Origin of the sequence: Afipia sp. Root123D2 (assembly GCF_001425835.1) — a bacterium.
GTDB lineage: Bacteria > Pseudomonadota > Alphaproteobacteria > Rhizobiales > Xanthobacteraceae > Afipia.
In genome coordinates, this window is record NZ_LMDP01000001.1 from 1,382,539 (window position 1) to 1,402,519 (window position 19,981).

The window sequence follows — 19,981 nt, forward strand, 5'->3', positions numbered from 1 at the left end:
ACGGCTTAACCGTGTTTCAATCGGCAACAATTATTGAGTCCGTGCGGTGGTAAACCTCGATAAGAGATCACCGTACTTTGCAGAAATTTGAGGATAGACAACCGCATGTGCGGCATCGTGGGAATTCTGGGGCGCGGCCCGGTTGCGGATCAACTGGTCGATTCACTCAAGCGGCTCGAATACCGCGGCTATGATTCCGCAGGCGTTGCCACGCTCGAAGGTGCCCACCTCGACCGCCGGCGCGCGGAAGGCAAGCTGAAGAATCTCGAAGCGCGGCTGAAATCGTCTCCGTTGCAAGGCCATCTCGGCATCGGGCACACCCGCTGGGCCACCCATGGCAAGCCGACGGAAAGCAATGCACATCCTCATGCAGCCGAAGGTGTGGCTGTTGTCCATAATGGCATTATCGAGAATTTTCGCGAATTGCGCGCCAGGCTCGAGGAGCAGGGGGTGTCATTTGCGAGTGAGACCGACACCGAGGTCGTCGCTCATCTGGTCAACTCGTATCTGGTGAAGGGTTTCAAACCGGCAGACGCCGTGAAGGAAACACTGCCGCAGTTGCGCGGCGCGTTCGCGCTCGCCTTCGTGTTCAAGGGCGAAGATAATCTGATGATCGGCGCGCGCAAGGGCTCGCCGCTCGCGGTCGGTTATGGCGACGGTGAGATGTATCTCGGTTCCGATGCCATCGCGCTTGCGCCGTTCACCGACGACATCAGCTATCTTGAGGATGGCGACTGGGTGGTGCTCACGCGCAAGGGCGCGGAGGTCTACGATCAGTCGAACGCGCTGGTTCAACGCGACGTCGTCAAATCCGGCGCCTCGACTTTCATGGTCGACAAGGCGAACTACCGCCACTTCATGGCGAAGGAAATTCACGAGCAGCCCGAGGTCGTCGGTCATACGCTGGCGCGCTACGTCGACATGGCGACCGAGCAGGTCGTGTTGCCGGCAAAACTGCCGTTCGATTTCTCGACGATCCAGCGCGTGTCGATCACAGCCTGCGGGACGGCGAGCTACGCCGGCTTCGTCGCCAAATACTGGTTCGAGCGTCTGGCCCGGCTGCCGGTCGAGCTCGATGTGGCGTCGGAATTTCGCTATCGCGAGGCGCCGCTGCGCAAGGGCGATCTGGCGATCTTCATTTCGCAGTCAGGCGAAACCGCCGATACGCTGGCGGCGCTGCGCTATGCCAAGTCGCAGGGTTTGCACACGATCTCGGTGGTCAACGTCACCACCTCGACGATTGCTCGTGAGAGCGAGACCGTGCTGCCGACGCTGGCCGGCCCGGAAATCGGTGTTGCCTCGACAAAGGCGTTCACCTGTCAGCTGATGGCGCTGGCGGCGCTTGCCATTGCTGCGGGGCGGGCGCGGGGAGAACTCTCCACGGAAGACGAAACCAAGCTCGTCCACGGCCTTGTCGAAGTGCCACGGCTGATGACGGCTGCACTGGCGCTGGAACCGCAGATCGAGAAGCTTGCGCGCGATATCGCCAAATCGCGGGACGTTCTTTATCTCGGCCGCGGCACCAGTTATCCGCTGGCGCTGGAGGGCGCACTCAAGCTCAAGGAAATTTCCTATATTCACGCTGAGGGCTATGCTGCCGGTGAGTTGAAGCACGGTCCGATCGCGCTGATCGACGAGAAGATGCCTGTCGTGGTCATTGCGCCATTCGATCGGGTTTTCGAGAAGACCGTTTCAAATATGCAGGAAGTCGCAGCCCGTGGCGGCAACATCATCCTGATGACCGATGCGCAGGGCGCGCGGGAGGCGACCGTCCAGTCGCTGGTGACGATCATCCTGCCGGATATGCCGGCCACGGTGACGCCACTGGTTTATGCAATTCCGGTGCAATTGCTCGCCTATCATACCGCCGTCGTGATGGGCACCGACGTTGATCAGCCGAGGAACCTGGCCAAATCCGTCACCGTCGAATGACAAACTGCCGCAGGACGGGCTGACGAGCTGAAAAGTCTGATACAATATCGACAGACGATCCGGTGTGATCGGACCTATGCCTTCTGAACGAGTCGGATTCTGAATGAGTAATGTCTTGCCGCCCAAATTTCCGGGCGACCTTCCTCCCAGTCCGGTGCCGGATGCCGCACCGCGGGGCTTCATGGCTCGGCTGCGGAACTATTTCCTCACGGGTCTCATCGTCGCCGGCCCGATTGCGATCACCTTTTATCTGACCTGGTGGTTTGTGACCTGGGTGGACGGGATCGTGCGTCCTTTCGTTCCGCTGGACTATCGCCCCGAGACTTATCTACCGTTCGGCATACCCGGCTCCGGTCTGGTCGTCGCGGTATTTGCGCTGACGTTCCTCGGGTTTCTCGCCGCCAACCTGATCGGCCGGACATTGGTCGATTTCGGCGAGAGGCTGCTGGGCCGGATGCCGGTGGTCCGAGCGATTTATCGCGGTTTGAAGCAGGTGTTCGAGACGTTGTTCTCCGGCAACGGGTCGAGTTTTCGCAAGGTCGGCCTGGTTGAATTTCCATCTCCCGGCATGTGGTCCATTGTCTTGATTTCGCAGCCGCCGGGTCCTGAGATTTCCGCAGGCCTGCCGGGCGGCGACGAACATGTCTCCGTTTTCCTGCCGTGCTCGCCGAACCCGACCACCGGCTTTTTCTTCTACGTGCCCAAGAGCAAGATCATCGAAATCGAGATGAGCACCGATCAGGCGGCAACTCTCATCATGTCGGCCGGTGTTGTGCAGCCTGACAGCGATGCACAAAAGAAGATTGCGGCCCTTGCCGCGACAGCGCAGGCAGCCAGTGCCGCACGGCGGCCCGCGACCGAGAATGCCGGATAGTCACCGCTAGCCTGCGCCGATCAGTGGCAACGCTTCGTCACGCTCGTAAAGGTAGAGCAGGCAGCGCAGCGCCTCGCCGCGTTCGCCAGTCAGGTTTGGGTTGTCTTTCAGGATCCGCATCGCTTCGTCGCGTGCCTGGGTGATGAGCTGGCCATGGACTTCCGAGCGCGCGATCCGGTAGCCGGGCATCCCGCTCTGGCGGGTGCCGAGTACGTCGCCTTCGCCGCGCAGTTTCAGATCCTCTTCCGCGATCCTGAAGCCATCGGTGGTTTCCCGGATGACGCGCAGGCGTGCGGCAGCGATTTCGCCCAGCGGTTCGCGATAGAGCAGGATGCAGGTCGACGCTTCCGAACCGCGCCCAATCCGGCCGCGCAACTGGTGAAGCTGCGACAGACCGAAGCGCTCGGCATTCTCGATCACCATGATGGTGGCGGCGGGCACATCGACGCCAACTTCAACAACGGTGGTGGCGACAAGCAGTTGAATCTCGCCGGCTGCGAACTGTGCCATCACGCGATCCTTCTCCGCTCCCTTCATCTTGCCGTGGACGAGGCCGACACGGTCGCCGAAGCGGTCCTTGAGGCTGGCGGAGCGTTGTTCGGCGTCGGTCAGGTGTCCCACGGTCTCGGATTCTTCGACCAGAGGGCAGATCCAATACACCAGCTTGCCGCCATCGAGCGCGCGCCCGACACCCTCGATGATCTCGTTCAGCCGACTGGCGGATGCCGCGCGGGTATCGATCTCCTGCCGTCCGGCGGGCTTTTCGCGCAATTCTGAGACGTCCATGTCGCCGAAATAGGTCAGCACCAGCGTGCGCGGGATCGGTGTTGCGCTCAGCACCAGCACATCGACGGCTTCGCCTTTCGCGGTCAGCGCAAGGCGCTCGCGCACGCCGAAGCGATGCTGTTCGTCGACGATCGCCAGCGCCAGCGTTTTGAAGATCACGTCGTCCTGGATGAGGGCGTGCGTACCGACCAGAAGATCGATTTCACCGCTCTCCAGACGTTTCAGGATGTCGCGCCGTTCTTTACCTTTCTCACGTCCGGTGAGGATCGCTGCGCGCAGCCCGGCTTGCTCAGCCAGCGGCGCGATGGTCTTGATATGCTGGCGAGCGAGGATTTCCGTCGGCGCCATCAGTGCGGATTGTTTGCCGACTTCGGCGGCGGCCGCCGCCGCCAGCAATGCGACCACTGTCTTTCCCGACCCGACGTCGCCCTGCAGTAGCCGCAACATCCGTACCGGCTGGTTGAGATCGTCGGCGATGGCTTTCGCGGCGGCCTGTTGCGAAGCTGTCAGCGCGTAGGGCAGTGCGTCGATTACCTTATGACGCAGATGCCCGTCGCCGGCATTGCGGACGCCTGCCGGCCGCCGCAACTGGGCACGCACCAGCGCCAGCGCGAGTTGTCCCGCCAGAAGTTCATCGAATGCAAGGCGCGACCAGAATGGACCCTCGGGAAGAATGTCGGTCAGTTCGACCGGTACATGGACACGATTGAGTGCCTCCGCGAGCGGAGGGAAGGAACAGCGCCGCAAAACTTCCGGGCTGATCCATTCGGGAAGTTGTGGAAGCTTCTGAAGTGCCTGTGCCACGGCGCGGCGCAACGAACCGATCGCAAGGCCTTCGGTCAGCGGATAGACGGGGTCGATCCCGGAGAGCTTGGCGAAGCCGGCCTCATCGACGACACGGTCGGGATGCACCATCTGCAGCGTGCCGTCGAAAATCTGCGCAGTACCGGAGACGTATCGCTTCTCGCCGACCGGTAGCAGTTTCTCGACATAGCCCGGCTGCGCGCGAAAATAGGTCAGCACAACGTCGCCGGTTTCGTCGCTGGCATAGACCAGATGCGGCGCTCGGGACCGGCCCGATGGCGCCGGGCGATGGCGATCGACGGTGACTTCAAGCGTGACCACGGTGCCGGGAACCGCCTCGGCAATCTTGGGGCGCTCTCGCCGGTCGATCACGCTGACCGGAAGATGCAGCAGCAGATCGACCAGACGCGGCGTTTCCCTACGGCCGAGCAGATAGCGCAGCAGCTTGTCCTGCTTCGGTCCGACGCCTGACAGGCTCGTCACCGGTGCGAACAGGGGATTGAGCAGTGCAGGGCGCATCGGGCGACTCGATTGAGGACAGGACGATACTTGAATTGCATAACTCGGATGCAACCCGAGAGAAATGCTGACATCCGGGTTTATCGACGCTATATCAACCTCGCCCGGCACGTCCGGGCTTTTGGCGTTGAGGAAATTTGTTCACATGACCGGATCAACACGATCGAGCGACGGCCTCGATCCTCGCCGCAAGCGGCTGCTGTTCCGCTGCTGGCATCGCGGCACGCGCGAAATGGATTTGCTGCTCGGTCGTTTCGCCGATGCCCACATCGCGAGCCTGAGCGACGCCGAGGTCGGCGATCTCGAGCGGCTGATCGAATTGCACGATCATGATCTCTATGCAGCCTTCAGCGACAAGCAGCCGATCGAAGCGGAATTCGCTGACGGCATCTTTCTGCGCATCAAGAGTTTTTCGGCGACGGATCCCGCCGCATGAAATCGCCGCTGCGCTCGCCCGCTGAAGCGCTGACGCCGGGCCAGACACTGACGCTCGCCAACGTCGCCGAGGGCGCCGAAGGTCTGGTGACGTCCGATCTCGCGCGTGCCATCGCCGCCCGCAAGAACGCGCCCGCTGTAAGCTTGACGGTTGTGTGCCGCGACGGGCCGCGCATGGCGCAACTTGCCCGGTCACTGGAGTTCTTCGGGCCCGATCTGGCGGTGATGCAGTTCCCGGCATGGGATTGCCAGCCGTACGACCGCGTCTCCCCGCATGGCGGTGTGCTGGCGCAACGCCTGACTACGCTGGCGCGGCTGTCGCGTCTGACAGGCAGCGACAAGCCGCTGATCGTGCTGACGACAGTCAATGCCATTGTCCAGCGCGTACCGGCGCGCGATGTGATCGCGGCGCAGGCATTGTCGGTTGCGCCCGGTCATCGGGTACCGATGGACTCGATCGCAAGCTGGCTGGAGCACAACGGCTACAATCGCACATCGACCGTACGCGAACCCGGCGAATATGCGGTGCGGGGCGGCATTCTCGACCTGTTCCCGGCGGGGCTCGATCAGCCGGTTCGCTTCGATTTCTTCGGCGACACGCTGGAGTCGATCCGGACCTTCGACGCGGAATCACAGCGCACGTTGCTCGATATGCGAGCGCTCGATCTGGTGCCGGTGTCGGAATTCCAGCTGGTGACTGAGACGATCCGCCGTTTTCGGATGGGTTATGTCGCGCAGTTTGGCGCGCCGGAGCGCGACGATCTGCTGTACGAGGCTGTCAGCGAAGGGCGCCGTCATCCCGGCATGGAGCATTGGCTGCCGCTGTTTCATGAGCGGATGGATACGCTGTTCGATTATCTCGACGGTTCGCCGGTCGCCATCGAACCGCAGGCCGAGGATGCCGCGCGCGAGCGCTTCAAGCAGATCGGCGACTATTACGAGGCGCGGCGCGAAGCCCTGGAGCATCCGGCAGGCGGCGCGCTCTACAAGCCGTTGCCGCCGGACCGGCTCTATCTGACCGAAACCGAATGGACCAGGCATCTCGAAGATGCTGCGCTGGCCCGGTTGACACCATTCGCGGTGCCCGAGGGGGACAAGATTCTCGACATCGGCGCGCGGCACGGGCGGGATTTCGCGCCGGAGCGTGGCGATGGCACTGTCAATGTGTTCGAAGCGGTCGTTGGTCATATCAACGCGCTGCAGGTGGCCCGCAAGAAGGTCGTGGTCGCGTTGTGGAGCGAGGGCTCGCGCGAGCGCATGGCGAGCATGTTGTCGGATCACAAGCTGCTCAATCTGACCAACGTCAACACGTGGCGGATGGTGCAGGCGACGCCGCGCAACGAGACGATGCTGGCGGTGGTCGGTCTCGAGTCCGGGTTCGAAACCGAGACCGTCGCGCTGATCACCGAGCAGGATATCCTTGGCGACCGGCTGGTTCGCCCGCGCAAGGCGAGCCGCAAGGTCGAGAACTTCATTTCCGAAGTGACGAGTCTCGCGACCGGCGATCTTGTGGTCCACGTCGAACACGGCATCGGGCGTTTTGTCGGATTGCAGACGCTGGATGTCGCGGGGGCACCGCATGATTGCCTCGAATTGCGTTACGCCAACGAAACCAAGCTGTTCCTGCCGGTCGAGAACATCGAACTGCTGTCACGCTTCGGCTCGGAGCAGACCGGTGTCGAACTGGATCGCCTTGGCGGTGGTGGTTGGCAGGCGCGCAAGGCCAAGCTCAAGAACCGCATCCGGGAGATCGCCGGCGAACTCATCAAGATCGCAGCCGAACGGCTGCTGCATGAGGCACCGAAGTTCCCGCTGCATCAGGGGACGTATGACGAGTTCTGTGCTCGTTTCCCTTACGAGGAGACCGAGGATCAACTCGGGGCGATCAATGCCTCGTTGCATGATCTCGACAGCGGCAAGCCGATGGATCGTCTGATCTGCGGCGACGTCGGATTCGGCAAGACCGAGGTTGCGCTACGCGCGGCGTTTGCGGTGGCGATGGACGGCAAGCAGGTTGCGGTCGTGGTGCCGACCACACTGCTCGCGCGCCAGCATGCGAAGAATTTTGCCGAGCGCTTTCGCGGCTTTCCGGTGAATGTCGCACAGGCATCGCGCCTTGTGACGCCGAAGGAACTGACCCAGGTGAAGAAAGGCATCACCGACGGCAGTGTCGATATCGTGGTCGGCACTCATGCGCTGCTTGGCAAGGCCATCAAGTTCAAGGACCTCGGCCTCCTGGTTGTCGACGAGGAGCAGCACTTCGGCGTCACCCACAAGGAGCGGCTCAAGCAACTGCGGGCCGAGGTGCACGTTCTGACGTTGAGCGCCACGCCGATTCCGCGCACGCTGCAACTGGCGCTGACCGGGGTGCGCGATCTATCGATCATTGCATCGCCTCCGGTTGATCGCCTTGCGGTGCGCACCTTCGTCGCGCCGCATGACCCGCTGATGATCCGCGAGGCGCTCTTGCGCGAACGCTATCGCGGCGGGCAGGCGTTTTATGTATGCCCGCGCATCGATGATCTGGCCGAAGTGAAGGATTTTCTCGACAAGAATGTCCCCGAGATGAAAGTCGCGGTAGCCCATGGCCAGATGCCGCCGACCGTGATCGAAGACATCATGTCGGCGTTCTACGACGGCAAGTACGATATTTTGTTGTCGACCACGATCGTCGAATCCGGTCTCGATATTCCCACCGCCAATACCTTGATCGTCCATCGCGCCGATATGTTTGGCCTGGCGCAGCTCTATCAGCTGCGCGGCCGTGTCGGGCGCTCAAAGCTGCGCGCCTATGCGCTGTTCACGCTGCCGGCTCAGCAGAAGATCACGGCTCAAGCCGAACGGCGGCTGAAGGTTCTCCAGTCGCTGGAAAATCTCGGTGCGGGCTTCCAGCTGGCGTCGCACGATCTCGATATCCGGGGAGCGGGCAATCTGCTCGGCGAGGAGCAGTCCGGGCATATCAAGGAAGTCGGCTTCGAGCTGTATCAGTCGATGCTGGAGGAGGCGATCCTCAACCTCAAGGCCGGTGTCGCCGAACCTGTGGCGGATCGCTGGTCGCCGCAGATTACGCTGGGGATGCCGGTGCTCATTCCCGAGGATTACGTCGCCGATCTGGCGGTACGGCTATCGCTCTATCGGCGTCTCGCCGATCTTGAAACCGACGACGAGATTGCGAACTTCGGCGCGGAATTGCGTGACCGGTTCGGCCCGCCGCCGGACGAGGTACGCTATCTGTTCAAGATCGCAGCGATCAAAGCCTACTGCCGCCGCGCCAATATCGAGAAACTCGATGCCGGGCCGAAGGGTGCGGTCATCACGTTCCGCGACAACAGTTTCGCGCACCCCGACAAGCTGGTGTTTTTCATCCGCCAGCATGGGCAGGCTGCGAAAGTGCGGCCGGACATGAAGGTGGTGTTCTTCCAGAACTGGGAGACACCGGACGAACGCATTGAAGGGGCAACCGAAATCCTTCGGCAACTGGCCAATCTGGCGGAAAACCGCAAGGCGGCCTGAGGATCAGGAAGCCGCGCGTTCGCGCTCGTCGTTGAGGCGCGCGAGCAGGGCGTCCACGGTGTCTTGCGGTTGGAGGGTCGTGACCGCGACATCGGGGTCGAGGCGCTGGTCGCGCTTTCGGCCCATGACAGTCTGCTTCATCACGCTCGTCAGGCGCCGCGCGATCATCTGCGCGGTGCGCAGGTCGGTTTCTGCGAATACGGCGATGATCGAACCGTCATCGCACAGCGTTGCGAAATCCATCCGCCGCATCAGGCGGCTGAGAATGCGTGCAGCGTCGAAGCGGGAACGCTCCTGAATGGCGGTGAAGCTGAATTTTGCCACCGCGAGGCCGGCTCCCCGCATCAACGTTTCCTGCACGGCGTGGGCAAAATCGCGATGGAAGGCGTGCTCAGTCAACAGGCCGGTGCGCGGATCGAGCAGGCCGCCGACGTCGATGGATTTGAGAACGCGGTGCAGCCGGGATTCGAAGGCATGAAGCCTGATCAGCGGAAGCGCGCTGGCTGCAAGATCCTGTGGCAATTCATTTGCAATCTCGAGGTTCGGCAGATCGTAGTCCTTCGCCAGCCCGCCGATCTGGGCAAGGACAACCGGCAGATTGCGGAAGCGCGAATCCTCCGACAGCACCATGAGGAAGGCATCGACGACACGCGGACTGAAACCCTCGCCAATCACGATGCCGTCGAACTCGCGTGAGTTGAGGTGTTTGGCTGCAGCCTCGATGCTGAGCGCGCCGACCACGGCGGTCTGTTCGCCAAGCGCGATCGACAAAGCGGGAAACGAAGCGCCGCGGCCAAGCAGCAGCACCGTTGCATCCAGAAGGGGATCGTTATCGGGGAGGCGAACTGATGCCGTCTTCTCGTCGGTCAGCCGTCGCAGAACCGTCGCGTGAAGCAGACGCGCGCGGAGAGCAGCGTTCAGCCGGGCCGCGATGCGTGTGGAGCCTCCCGTTGTTTGCGTGAACGGCAGGATATTGGGAGGCAGCGGCAGTTTCGGGTCGAGCGCGATCAACGGCACAAGCGGCTGAATGGCGTCGACCTGCGTTGCCAGCGCGTCGAGGGATTCCGGACTGCCTTCGTAGGTCGCGACAACGATCGCGGCCGGCTGCATGCGTCTGACAGCCTCGGCGGCGCCCGACCAATCCGTATCGACGACCGGAAATACTTTCGCATCGGCAAGGGCTTTTGCCGCCGGCGGGTTCGGGCGGTCAGAGATGATGAGGATGGGGCCTTGCTGGGACATGACGAGATCGAATGCCACCGTATCGGATGCGGGGACGCATCCTAGGTCGCGCCTCTTAATGCGTCGTCAACGCAATCGCGCGCTTTGTGGCCGGTCTGGAACCTTGATCAATCCGCTTGCTTGCGATCGCGAAAGGCCTCTGTCATCAACGGATTAAGACCAAGTTCGACGAGCGCTTCGCGGGCGCGGGCATTGTCGCTGGCGCGCCCGGCCAGACGATAGCCGTTGATCTGATCGGGCAGCGCGGTCAGCATGGTGCCGGCGGCGAGGCGTTTGGCCCACTGATCCAGATCGTGCCACCGGAATCGATAGCCACCGACAGCCGCGATCCCGGCGGGGGGCGCCGTGATGTCGATTGCGCCGGTCAACCGATCACGCCGGGCGGCATAGCCTGTGTCGACATGGTCGACGGCTGGTGCGGCCGTGAGCGGGTTGTCCGATTTTGGGACCGGGCGATAGGCATTCACCGGCACCATCGGACCTCGCAGAGCCAGCGTTCCTTTGGGGGTGAGAATGATTTCTCCGGCAATCCGGGAACCCGGATCGTTGCGTGGCGCGCCGTGAGGGCCGGGCAGGACGGCTACAGGAGCGCCGTCGTTCGATCGTCGGGCGCCGAACAACCCGGCCTCTCCGAACAGGTAGATATCGGTGAATGACGTTTGCCCGGCTGGCCAGTCGGCACTCGACGATACGCGTTCCGGCGTCCGCCACAGCCCGACCACGTGTCGGAGAGTTGGCAGCCCATCCAGCAATTCGCTTTCGGACAAACGCTGCGCGGCTGGCGCTGGCGCGATTAGCGTGTCGCAGGCTTCGTCGCGAAATTGGGTTTCCAGCGCCTGCGGATCGAATGGGTGGTGCAGCACGAGCGCGCCGCCGCTCAGCAGCCACGTCACGATTGACGATGCGAGTCCTCCGAACGACGAGGGAATGACGGCCGACATCAGCCGCGCGCCTTGCGGCAGGCCGCTTTCAAGAAGCACGGTAAGCCCGCCTGCAATCAGACTGACGTGACTCCGTGGCACCGCAAGCAAGCCATCGGGAGTGACATCGAACGATACGATCGCGGCCTTTCTGGCGTCGCAGACCAGATCCGGCGCGGCATCGTTGCCGGCTGCAATGACGGGGTCGAGCGGGGTCATGCCTTCGGGCAGGCTGGTTCCGAAGCCGAACACATGGCGGATCGAGAAAGCCTCCGCCGCAGCGTTCATCACCAGATCGGCGTGGTCGACGATTTCGATCCGGCTGGCGCCGACGAAAGCGCGGGCGCCGACCCGGTTGAGGGCGTCCGTCAGTTCGGCATGGCGCCAGAGCTGCGGGAGCAGGGCAACGATCAAACCCGCGCGCCAGGCCGCGAGCAGCGTCAGGGTGTATTCGACGGTATTCGGCAACTGAACTGCGATCACCGAGCCAGCCGGAAGGCCTGCCGCAGCGAATTGGGCTGCCAGCGCCGATACCGTGCGATCTGCTTCGGCATAGCTGAGGCGTTGCGCGGGTTGCCCGGTGATCCGATGCTTGTTGGCGGGATCGCAAAGTGCCAGCGCGTCCGGGTGGCGCGCGGCGCTCCGGGCAAACAGATCGTCGAGCGTTGGCGAAACGCTGGCCGAGGCGATTGGCGGTTTGACCCTCTGCTGCACGTCGTCCTTCACGTCGCTATGGCGTTCGTTGCGGCCTGGACCACCACGTTTCCGGGAGGTGCCCGGACAACGAGATAGCAGAAGGCCGTTCTATCCGATTCCAGCGGGCTATCCATTGCTGCTGGGGGTTAAACACCGGAATTGCATAGACGCCTGCCATCAGTGCCCGGTCCAGCGCCCGCACCGCGCTGACGAATTCAGGACGCTCGCGCGCCTCCAGCAGGGCAGCGATCATTGCGTCGACTGCGGGACTTCGGGCGCCCATGTAGTTGCGGGTCCCCTGAATGTCGGCGGCCTCGCTTCCCCAATAGAAAGCCTGTTCGTTACCGGGCGAAAGCGACTGGTCCCAGCGGTTCTGGATCATGTCGAAATCGAAGGCCAGTCGCCGCTGATCGAACTGGACCGCATCGACGACGCGCACCGAGACGGCAATCCCGGCGCGCTTGAGGTCGCGGGCATAGGCCAGCGCAACGCGCTCCTGGTCGCGGGTGGTCGTAAGGATTTCGAACGTCAGCGGCGTATGGGTGGTGCGATGACGCAGCACCCCGCCGTCCAGTTTGTAACCGGCCTGCGCGAACAGGGTCAGTGCGGCGCTCAGGGTCTTGCGATCGCGGCCGCTGCCGTTCGTTACCGGTAGACGATAGGTGCCGTCGAGAATGTCGGACGGGATGATTTTGGAGAATGGTGCGAGGAGTTCACGTTCGCGCGCGTCGGCAGGCCGGCCGTAGGCAGACAGTTCTGATCCGGCGAAGAAACTCGCAGAGCGTCCGTACAGCCCGAAGAAATAGTTGCGGTTGATCCACTCGAAATCGAACAGCAGCGTCAGCGCCTGCCGGACATGGATGTCGGCGAATATTGGCCTGCGCGTGTTGAAGACGAGAAATTCGGATGGCTGCGGCATGCCGGTGGTGACCGCATCGCGCACCACTTCGCCGCGGCGGGCGGCAGGAAAGTCGTAGCCTTCGTGCCACCGCAAGGGTTCGGTCTCGACCCGGAAATCGTACAGCCCGCGTTTGAAGGCCTCGAATGCGCCATTGGCTTCACGGTAGTAATCGACCCGCACCTCGTCGAAATTCCAAAGCCCGCGGTTAACCGGCAGGTTGCGTCCCCAATAGTCCGGATTGCGCGTCAACGTCACGCTGGTTCCGGGCTTCACCGAGGTGACACGATATGGGCCGGAGCCGAGCGGCGCCGTCATCGATGTTTCCTCGAATGTGCCGACATCGATGGCGTGTTCGGCGAATATCGGCATCAGCCCGAGAATAAGCGGCAGCTCGCGATCGGTTGCACCTCCGAAGTCAAAACGCACCGTTCGCTCGTCGATGGCTTCGGCCTTCGCGACCTTGGCATAGTAGAGCCGGTGGTTGGGGCGGCCCTTGTCGCGCAGCAGTTGCCACGAGAACAGCACGTCGGCGGCGAGCACCGGTTTGCCGTCGGAAAAGCGGGCCGCCGGATCGAGACGAAACGTCACATAGCTGCGGGCATCGTCGGTTTCGACACTCTGGGCGAGGAGACCGTAGAGCGTGAAGGGCTCATTCTGCCCGCGCGCCAGCAGGCTTTCGACGACGTAGCCACGAACCTGCTGTACCGCGAGGCCCTTCACGATGAATGGATTGAGGCTATCGAATGTGCCGACGGCACCCTGGATCAGGCGGCCGCCCTTGGGCGCCTCCGGGTTGGCATAGGGCAGGTGGGAGAAGCCGGCCGACAGCGCGGGCTTGCCGTGCATGGCAATCGCCGCAGCGGGCTCGGCAGCAGCCGGGGCCTGGATCGATCCAGCCAGCGCGGCAATGCCGAGGAGGGTGCGGATGCTCGCCAATCCGGGTAAAAGCCCAATTCGGTGCATCCCATCAACCTTGTTTGATTCGGCTTTTCTGCACGGCTGAAACTACCATGATAGAGGGGACAGGCGGTCCCGACTGTTCCCAAATAGCGTTGTCGGCATTGATCTTTTCGCCCGCCGTTGTATTGAAGGCGGGCAATTCGCGTATGGTTGCGCGGTCTGTCACGTATCCGCCTTATTTGGCCCCGAGACAGCCGCCGAACGGGCAGGCGTTTGCGCTCACATTGCGGTGGCGAGCGCGCAGTTCAGAAAGGGTTTTCCACAATGAATTTTCGTATCTTGGCCGCGCAGGCCCTGCCGCGCGGGCGGGGATTGGCCGCCAGTGCGTCCGCCGTTCTGGCCGCCACTGCCCTGACCTTTGCCGCCGTTTCGGGGGCGAATGCTCAGGCGCCGACTCCCGCTCCCAAAGCTCCGGCTCCCGCCAAGAGCAAAGCGGCACCGAAGGCCGCGCCGGCAGCACCGGCCGCGCCGGCTGCCAACGGACAGGCGCAGCAGCAGCCCGCCGAGCAGCAGGTTCAGCTGATTTACGGACCGTGGACCAAGTTCTGCCTCAAGGGTCAGGATGCGAAGGCCAAGCAGGTTTGCTTCACCGGCAAGGACGGCCGCATTGAGTCCGGCCAGACGGTGATCGCCGCGGTCATCATCGAGCCGGAAGGCGAAACCAAGAAGGTGCTTCGTGTCACGCTGCCGCTGGGCATGCAGCTCGGTTACGGAACGCGCATCATCGTCGATTCCAATGCACCGCATCAGAGCCCGTATGTGATCTGCTTCGCCAACGGCTGTATGTCCGACTACGAAGTGACGGCGGACATGCTGACCCAGATGAAGAAGGGCCAGAACCTGGTCGTTCAGGCGATCAACTCGAACGGCGCGCCGCTCACGCTGCCGCTGCCGCTGGCGGAGTTCGCGAAGGCGTATGATGGACCGCCGACCGATCCGAAGGTGTTCGAGGAAAACCAGAAGAAGCTGCAGGAAGAATTGCAGAAGCGCGCAGCTGAGGCTCGCCAGAAGCTCGAGAGCCAGTCGTCCGCACCGGCCCCGGCCCAAAAATAACGCTGGGCCTGCTCTTATTACAAAAGGCGCGCAGCGATGCGCGCCTTTTTCGTACCGATCTAACCGGTGGTTGTGAGCTGGGTGCCTGCGCTTAGTTGAGCGATGGATTGCGCGGACGATAACCGCCCGATTTATCCTTCACGAAAATCTCGGCCACCTGCGAGTGCCGGATCGGTTCGTCGGAGTCGTCCGGCAGCAGGTTTTGCTCGGAGACATAGGCGACGTATTCGGACTCGGAATTCTCGGCGAGCAGATGATAGAACGGCTGGTCCTTATGCGGACGCATCTCCTCGGGAATCGACAGCCACCATTCCTCGGTGTTGTTGAACTCCGGGTCGATATCGTAGATCACCCCGCGGAACGAGAAGATCCGGTGGCGAACGATCTGGCCGATCTGGAATTTGGCGGTTCTCGCTTTAATCATCCCTCGTCGAATAGACCAGGATTGTGGCCGATGCTAGAGGCAAACTCGGGAAACCGGAGGCCCGGTACCATTCCGAACGGTCAGCGATTCGGTGAGAAAACGTCAGAATCGCGGTCAATCCGATGATCGATATCCTGAATCTTGCGTTGCCCTATTTCGGGTTGATTTTCATCGGATTCGCATGCGGCAAATTCAAGCACCTGCCGGAAGTGGGGCTGGAATGGATGAACTTCTTCCTGCTGTATGTCTCGCTCCCCGCGCTGTTTTTTAGAATTCTTGCAAAAACGCCGTTCGAAGAGCTGAGCAACCTGCCGTTCGTCGTCGCGACGACATTGTCGACGGCACTGGCGTTCGCGCTTGCGTTATTCGGTGCAAAGCTGATCGGCCGGCTCTCGACGCGCGAGGCGGCCATGGCTGGGCTCTCAGGCGGTTACGGCAATATTGGCTATATGGGACCCGGCCTGGCGTTGGCGATGCTCGGTGGCAAGGCTGCGGTTCCGGTCGCACTGGTTTTCTGCTTCGACAGTGTGTTTCTGTTTTCCATCATTCCATTGATGATGGTGCTGACCGACGGTGAGCGTCGGCCGCTGCTGCCGACAATCGCGCTGATCCTGCGCCACATCCTCCTGCATCCCTTGATCGTGGCGTCTTATTGCGGCGCACTGGTTGCGGCACTGCACATTCAACCGCCCGTGGCGATCGACAGCATGTTGCAGTTCCTGCAAAGCGCGGCAGCACCGGTTGCGCTGTTCGCCCTGGGCGTAACAGTAGCCCTGCGACCTTTTGATCGCGTTCCATGGGAGGTGCCCGGGATGATCGCCGTGAAGCTTGTGATCCATCCGTTGATCGCATTCGGGCTTCTGATGCTGCTGGGTCCGTTCCCCGCAGGATGGGCCGCGACAGCGTTGCTGCTGGCATCGCTGCCGCCCGCGCTGAACGTGTTCGTGATCGCGCGCCAGTACGATACCTGGGTCGAAGCCGCATCGGCGTCGGTGTTGCTCGGCACGTTCGTGTCGGTGGTGACGCTGACCAGTGCAATGTGGCTGATCAAGACCGGCGCGGTTACTTTTCCGTAAGGCTGGCGGAGCGCCATGAGGGAGACAATCCCTCGCGCATTGCCATCCGTCGGATCGGCCCGAAAGAGCCAATGGCATGCAGGCCGAGCGCGCGAAGCGACTGGGTCGGCAGGAAGTCACTCAACAATGAGCGGTTGGCAAAGTCGATGGCGATCGTGCGGCTGACGATATCGGCGCGGCGGGCATTGGTATAACGCGACAGCACTTGCGCGGAGCCGACATCCTCAGCGCCTGCTACGGCTTCGCGGACAATGGCTGCGAGATCGGCGGCGTCGCGCAAGCCCATGTTCAATCCCTGCGCGCCGATGGGCGGAAAGACATGCGCCGCTTCCCCAACGAGGACGATCCGGCGCGCGGTGAGGGCTGTAGGTTGTTCAATGCTCAGGGGAAAGACATAACGACCGGGCTCGGCGCGCATCCGGCCCAGCAGGGAATGGGACTGCCGCTCGGCTGCGTCGCCGAGGTCCTCGTCACCAAGCGCCTTCAGCCGTTCGGCTTCGCCCGGCGCCGTGACCCACACAACGCTCGATCGTTGATCGGGGAGCGGCACGAAAACGCAGGGACCATGGCGAGTATGGAATTCGGTGGACGTATTCCGGTGAGGCCGGCTGTGTGAGACATTGAAGGTCACCGCCGATTGATCGAGGACACGCCGCTTGACCGCGATACCTGCCGCTTCGCGGCACAGCGAGTGCCGGCCGTCCGCGCCCACGGCCAGTTGCGCGGTGAGCGTTTGACCGTCGCGGGTTCGAATACTGACGTGATCTTCGCCCGGAGCGATCAGCTTGGCCTCGTCATCGTAGCGATGAAGATTGGAGAGTTCCGCAGCCCGTTCTTCCATCGCTTTGAGCAACGCGCGGTTCGCGATGTTGAAGCCGAAGGAATCCAGGCCGATCTCGTCCGAGGCGAACCTGACCTCAGGCGCACGGATCAGGCGTCCGGTGTCGTCGACCAGCCGCATGATGCGCAGTGGCGCTGCCTTGTCCTCACAGCGTCGCCACACGTCCAGGTCTTGCAGCAATTCGACCGAACCGCCGAGCAGGGCCGTGGTTCTGTTGTCGGCATAGGGCAGGCGTCGCGCGATCAGAGCCGTTGTCGCACCCGTCCGGGCGATCGAAATGGCAGCAGCCAACCCCGCCGGCCCGCCACCGATGACGGCGACCTGATATCCGGCCGGACTTGCGGGTGAAAAGGGGATCGGTTCGCTCATTCTCGTTGCTCTTATTCTTACAATTGGGTCTCATGGCAAGATCCACAAGCCGCGCGGCGGATCGCCGCAACGCGAATAGCGCAATTTTGAACCAAATCTTGACAGGTCGATCATTCATGGATGAGCCGACGGACCGACCCCAGTTCTCAAGGGCGATGCGCCTGCGCTCCTTTTCCGTCCACATCCTGACCGCGCTGGGCGGTGGTATCGCGCTGATTGCGCTTCTTGAAGCGGTCAGGGAACACTGGGCGGCGATGTTTGCGTGGCTCGGTCTGGCGTTGCTGATCGATGGTCTCGACGGCCCGATCGCGCGGCGACTTGATGTGGGCCTTGTTTTGCCGAATTGGTCCGGCGATACGCTCGACCTTGTCGTCGATTTCGTAACCTATGTTTTTGTGCCGGCTTACGCGATTACTGCGAGCGGTTTGCTCATTCCACTGACGACACCGATTCTCGGGATAGCCATCGTCGTGTCGGGTGCGCTGTACTTCGCCGACCGACGAATGAAAACTGACGACAATCACTTCCGCGGGTTTCCCGCGCTGTGGAACGGGGCAGCGTTCTATCTGTTTCTGCTGAAGCCGCCCCCTGCGGTATCGAGCCTTGCGCTGGCGTTGCTGGTCGTGCTCACCTTCGTGCCGTTCAACGTCCTGCACCCGTTACGGACCAGCAGGTTTCGCAAGGTCAACATCGCACTCATTGCGGTATGGGCCGTTCTGGCAATCTTCGCTGTTTTTGCTAACTTCGAAGTCCCGCTCGCGATAACGCTCGGACTTTGCGCCATCGCGATTTATATTCTGTGCGCTGACATCGTCGTCCGCGCCATGAACTGGAAATCGGCATGATGGAATTATTAACGAGCCCGGAAGCATGGGCAGCGCTGTTGACATTGACGGCTCTTGAGATCGTCCTCGGCATCGACAACGTGATCTTCCTGTCCGTGATCGTGTCGCGCATTCCGCCGGTTCAGGCCAAACGGGCGCGCCAGATCGGTCTGGCCCTCGCGCTGATATTCAGGATCGTCCTGCTCACCCTGCTGGTCTGGCTGATCGGTTTGACCGAGCCCGTCATTACAGTCGCGGATGTCGCGCTGTCATGGCGCGACATTATCCTGATCGGCGGCGGACTGTTCCTGATTGCAAAGGCAACTCACGAAATTCATGCCGAGGTCGAGGCGCGCGAGGAATCGTCTGAACCCAAAAGCGCAGCCAACGCGTTTTTTTGGGTGATCATTCAGATCATCATTATAGATCTGGTATTCTCGCTGGATTCGATCATCACTGCCATCGGCATGGCGCAGGATCTGCCGATCATGATAGCTGCGGTTATTATCGCCTGCATCGTGATGTATGTGTCGTCCGGCCCGGTCTCGACGTTCGTCGCCGAGCATCCCACAACTAAAATGTTAGCACTGGCGTTCCTCGTCCTGATTGGCGTTGCGCTGGTTGCGGACGGTTTCAAATTCCATATCCCGCGCGCGTACATCTATTTCGCCATTGCATTTTCTGCGGCCGTCGAAGCGTTCAATATCCTGGCCAAACGCAATCGCAGAAAGCCGGCGCGGCGATAGGTTTGTGCAACGCAACCACGTGCATTTGCATCCACTGCGCCGGCGAGATAACTTTGCATCGCAAGAAAAAGACCATGGAGCGGGGTTCATGACGAAGGCTGTGCGTGTGCATAAGGTGGGTGGACCGGATGTCCTGATCTATGAGGATGTCGATGTTCATGCGCCGGGGCAGGGCGAGGTACGGATTCGCCAGCATGCGATCGGCCTGAATTTCATCGACACATATTACAGGACAGGTCTCTACAAGGCACCGGGATTCCCGTTCATCATCGGCAACGAAGCATCGGGAGAAGTTGTATCCGTCGGTCCCGGCGTGACCAATTTCCATCCGGGAGACCGCGTCGCCTACTACGCCAATCTCGGCGGCTATGCGAGCGAGCGCAATATCGCTGCCGACAAGCTGGTGAAGTTGCCGGATCACATCACGCATGAGCAGGCGGCCGTGTTGATGTTGAAAGGGCTGACCGTTTTTTATCTGCTGCACAAGACATTTCGCGTCGAGCCCGGCCACCGCATTCTGATCCATGCAGCGGCGGGTGGCATCGGTCTGCTGGCGTGTCAGTGGGCGAAGGCGCTCGGTGCCAATGTGATCGGCACGGTCGGCTCGAAGGCGAAGGCGGATCTCGCGCTGGCCAATGGCTGCGATCACGTCATCCTCTACAACGAGGAGGACTTCCCGGCGCGGGTCAAGCAGATCAGTCGCGGTGAACTCTGCGATGTCGTTTATGATGGCGTTGGCAAGGATACCTTTCCCGGCTCGCTGTCGTGCCTGAAACCGCGCGGTCTGTTCGTCAGCTTCGGCAATGCCTCGGGTCCAGTGCCGCCATTTCCGCTGTCCGAGTTGAACAATCATGGCTCGCTATTCGCAACCCGGCCCAAGCTGAACGACTATGTCGGAAAACGCTCTGAATTGATCGAGGGCGCCGACGCGTTGTTCGCAGCAGTGATCAACGGCACGCTGCACGTGCCGATCAATCATGCTTATGCGTTGAAGGATGCCGCGAGAGCACACACGGATCTCGAGAGCCGCGTCACGACAGGATCGTCGATCCTGAAACCATGATGA

General features: G+C 61.8%; 15 protein-coding genes. 9 read left to right on the forward strand and 6 right to left on the reverse strand.

The genetic code is table 11. The features are described from left to right. Positions 1–105: 105 nt before the first annotated feature. Positions 106–1,932, forward strand: coding sequence for a glutamine--fructose-6-phosphate transaminase (isomerizing) (gene glmS / locus ASC80_RS06830; RefSeq protein WP_056294288.1), 1,827 nt, complete (start codon positions 106–108; stop codon positions 1,930–1,932). A 103-nt stretch (positions 1,933–2,035) separates the two neighbouring features. Continuing rightward, positions 2,036–2,806, forward strand: a complete 771-nt coding sequence (locus ASC80_RS06835; RefSeq protein WP_056294289.1) for a DUF502 domain-containing protein — start codon at positions 2,036–2,038, stop codon at positions 2,804–2,806. Positions 2,807–2,812: 6 nt separating this feature from the next. Here ASC80_RS06835 and recG read toward each other — a convergent pair whose 3' ends face one another. Continuing rightward, positions 2,813–4,915 carry an ATP-dependent DNA helicase RecG gene (gene recG / locus ASC80_RS06840; RefSeq protein WP_056294290.1) on the reverse strand — a complete coding sequence of 701 codons (2,103 nt, stop codon included), beginning with the start codon at positions 4,913–4,915 and terminating at the stop codon, positions 2,813–2,815. 145 nt (positions 4,916–5,060) lie between these two features. Here recG and ASC80_RS06845 point away from each other — a divergent pair, with 145 nt between their 5' ends. Together ASC80_RS06845 and mfd are read left to right on the forward strand one after the other, a co-directional pair. Beyond that, a complete protein-coding gene (locus tag ASC80_RS06845; protein WP_056294291.1) occupies positions 5,061–5,351 on the forward strand; it encodes an FAD assembly factor SdhE in 291 nt (96 codons plus the stop codon). After that, a complete protein-coding gene (gene mfd, locus ASC80_RS06850; protein WP_056294296.1) occupies positions 5,348–8,863 on the forward strand; it encodes a transcription-repair coupling factor in 3,516 nt (1,171 codons plus the stop codon). Before ASC80_RS06845 ends, mfd begins: the two co-directional genes overlap by 4 nt. A gap of 3 nt (positions 8,864–8,866) precedes the next feature. On the opposite strand, the gene ASC80_RS06855 is transcribed toward mfd, so the two are convergent. The 3 genes from ASC80_RS06855 to ASC80_RS06865 all read right to left on the reverse strand — a co-directional run bounded on the left by ASC80_RS06855 (position 8,867) and on the right by ASC80_RS06865 (position 13,468). Further along, positions 8,867–10,105 carry a hypothetical protein gene (locus tag ASC80_RS06855; protein ID WP_056295714.1) on the reverse strand — a complete coding sequence of 413 codons (1,239 nt, stop codon included), beginning with the start codon at positions 10,103–10,105 and terminating at the stop codon, positions 8,867–8,869. 107 nt (positions 10,106–10,212) lie between these two features. After that, positions 10,213–11,715 (reverse strand): class I adenylate-forming enzyme family protein, encoded by a 1,503-nt coding sequence (locus tag ASC80_RS06860; RefSeq protein ID WP_082512480.1) that lies wholly within the window; start codon positions 11,713–11,715, stop codon positions 10,213–10,215. Positions 11,716–11,755: 40 nt separating this feature from the next. After that, the gene (locus ASC80_RS06865; protein ID WP_156464323.1) at positions 11,756–13,468 is read right to left on the reverse strand and encodes an extracellular solute-binding protein; all 1,713 of its coding nucleotides are present in this window, start codon (positions 13,466–13,468) and stop codon (positions 11,756–11,758) included. 378 nt (positions 13,469–13,846) lie between these two features. Between ASC80_RS06865 and ASC80_RS06870 the strand changes: the two genes are divergently transcribed. Then, positions 13,847–14,635 (forward strand): invasion associated locus B family protein, encoded by a 789-nt coding sequence (locus tag ASC80_RS06870; protein WP_056294298.1) that lies wholly within the window; start codon positions 13,847–13,849, stop codon positions 14,633–14,635. Between the two features lie 91 nt (positions 14,636–14,726). On the opposite strand, the gene hspQ is transcribed toward ASC80_RS06870, so the two are convergent. Then, the gene (gene hspQ / locus ASC80_RS06875; protein ID WP_056294300.1) at positions 14,727–15,059 is read right to left on the reverse strand and encodes a heat shock protein HspQ; all 333 of its coding nucleotides are present in this window, start codon (positions 15,057–15,059) and stop codon (positions 14,727–14,729) included. A 122-nt stretch (positions 15,060–15,181) separates the two neighbouring features. Between hspQ and ASC80_RS06880 the strand changes: the two genes are divergently transcribed. Then, positions 15,182–16,135, forward strand: coding sequence for an AEC family transporter (locus ASC80_RS06880; protein ID WP_056294303.1), 954 nt, complete (start codon positions 15,182–15,184; stop codon positions 16,133–16,135). Here ASC80_RS06880 and ASC80_RS06885 read toward each other — a convergent pair. Further along, positions 16,122–17,345: a UbiH/UbiF family hydroxylase gene (locus ASC80_RS06885; protein ID WP_056294307.1), complete on the reverse strand. Its 1,224-nt coding sequence runs from the start codon at positions 17,343–17,345 to the stop codon at positions 16,122–16,124. The two genes, ASC80_RS06880 and ASC80_RS06885, sit on opposite strands and share 14 nt — an antisense overlap. Positions 17,346–17,461: 116 nt before the next feature. Here ASC80_RS06885 and pcsA point away from each other — a divergent pair, with 116 nt between their 5' ends. From pcsA to ASC80_RS06900, 3 genes are all read left to right on the forward strand, one after another. Further along, complete coding sequence (pcsA, locus tag ASC80_RS06890; protein ID WP_056294308.1) at positions 17,462–18,190, forward strand: phosphatidylcholine synthase; 729 nt, start codon at positions 17,462–17,464, stop codon at positions 18,188–18,190. Next, positions 18,187–18,915: a TerC family protein gene (locus tag ASC80_RS06895; RefSeq protein ID WP_056294309.1), complete on the forward strand. Its 729-nt coding sequence runs from the start codon at positions 18,187–18,189 to the stop codon at positions 18,913–18,915. Before pcsA ends, ASC80_RS06895 begins: the two co-directional genes overlap by 4 nt. 88 nt (positions 18,916–19,003) lie before the next feature. Further along, entirely contained in the window at positions 19,004–19,978 is a 975-nt protein-coding gene (locus tag ASC80_RS06900) for a quinone oxidoreductase family protein (protein WP_056294312.1), read from the forward strand. The last annotated feature ends 3 nt before the right edge of the window (positions 19,979–19,981 follow it).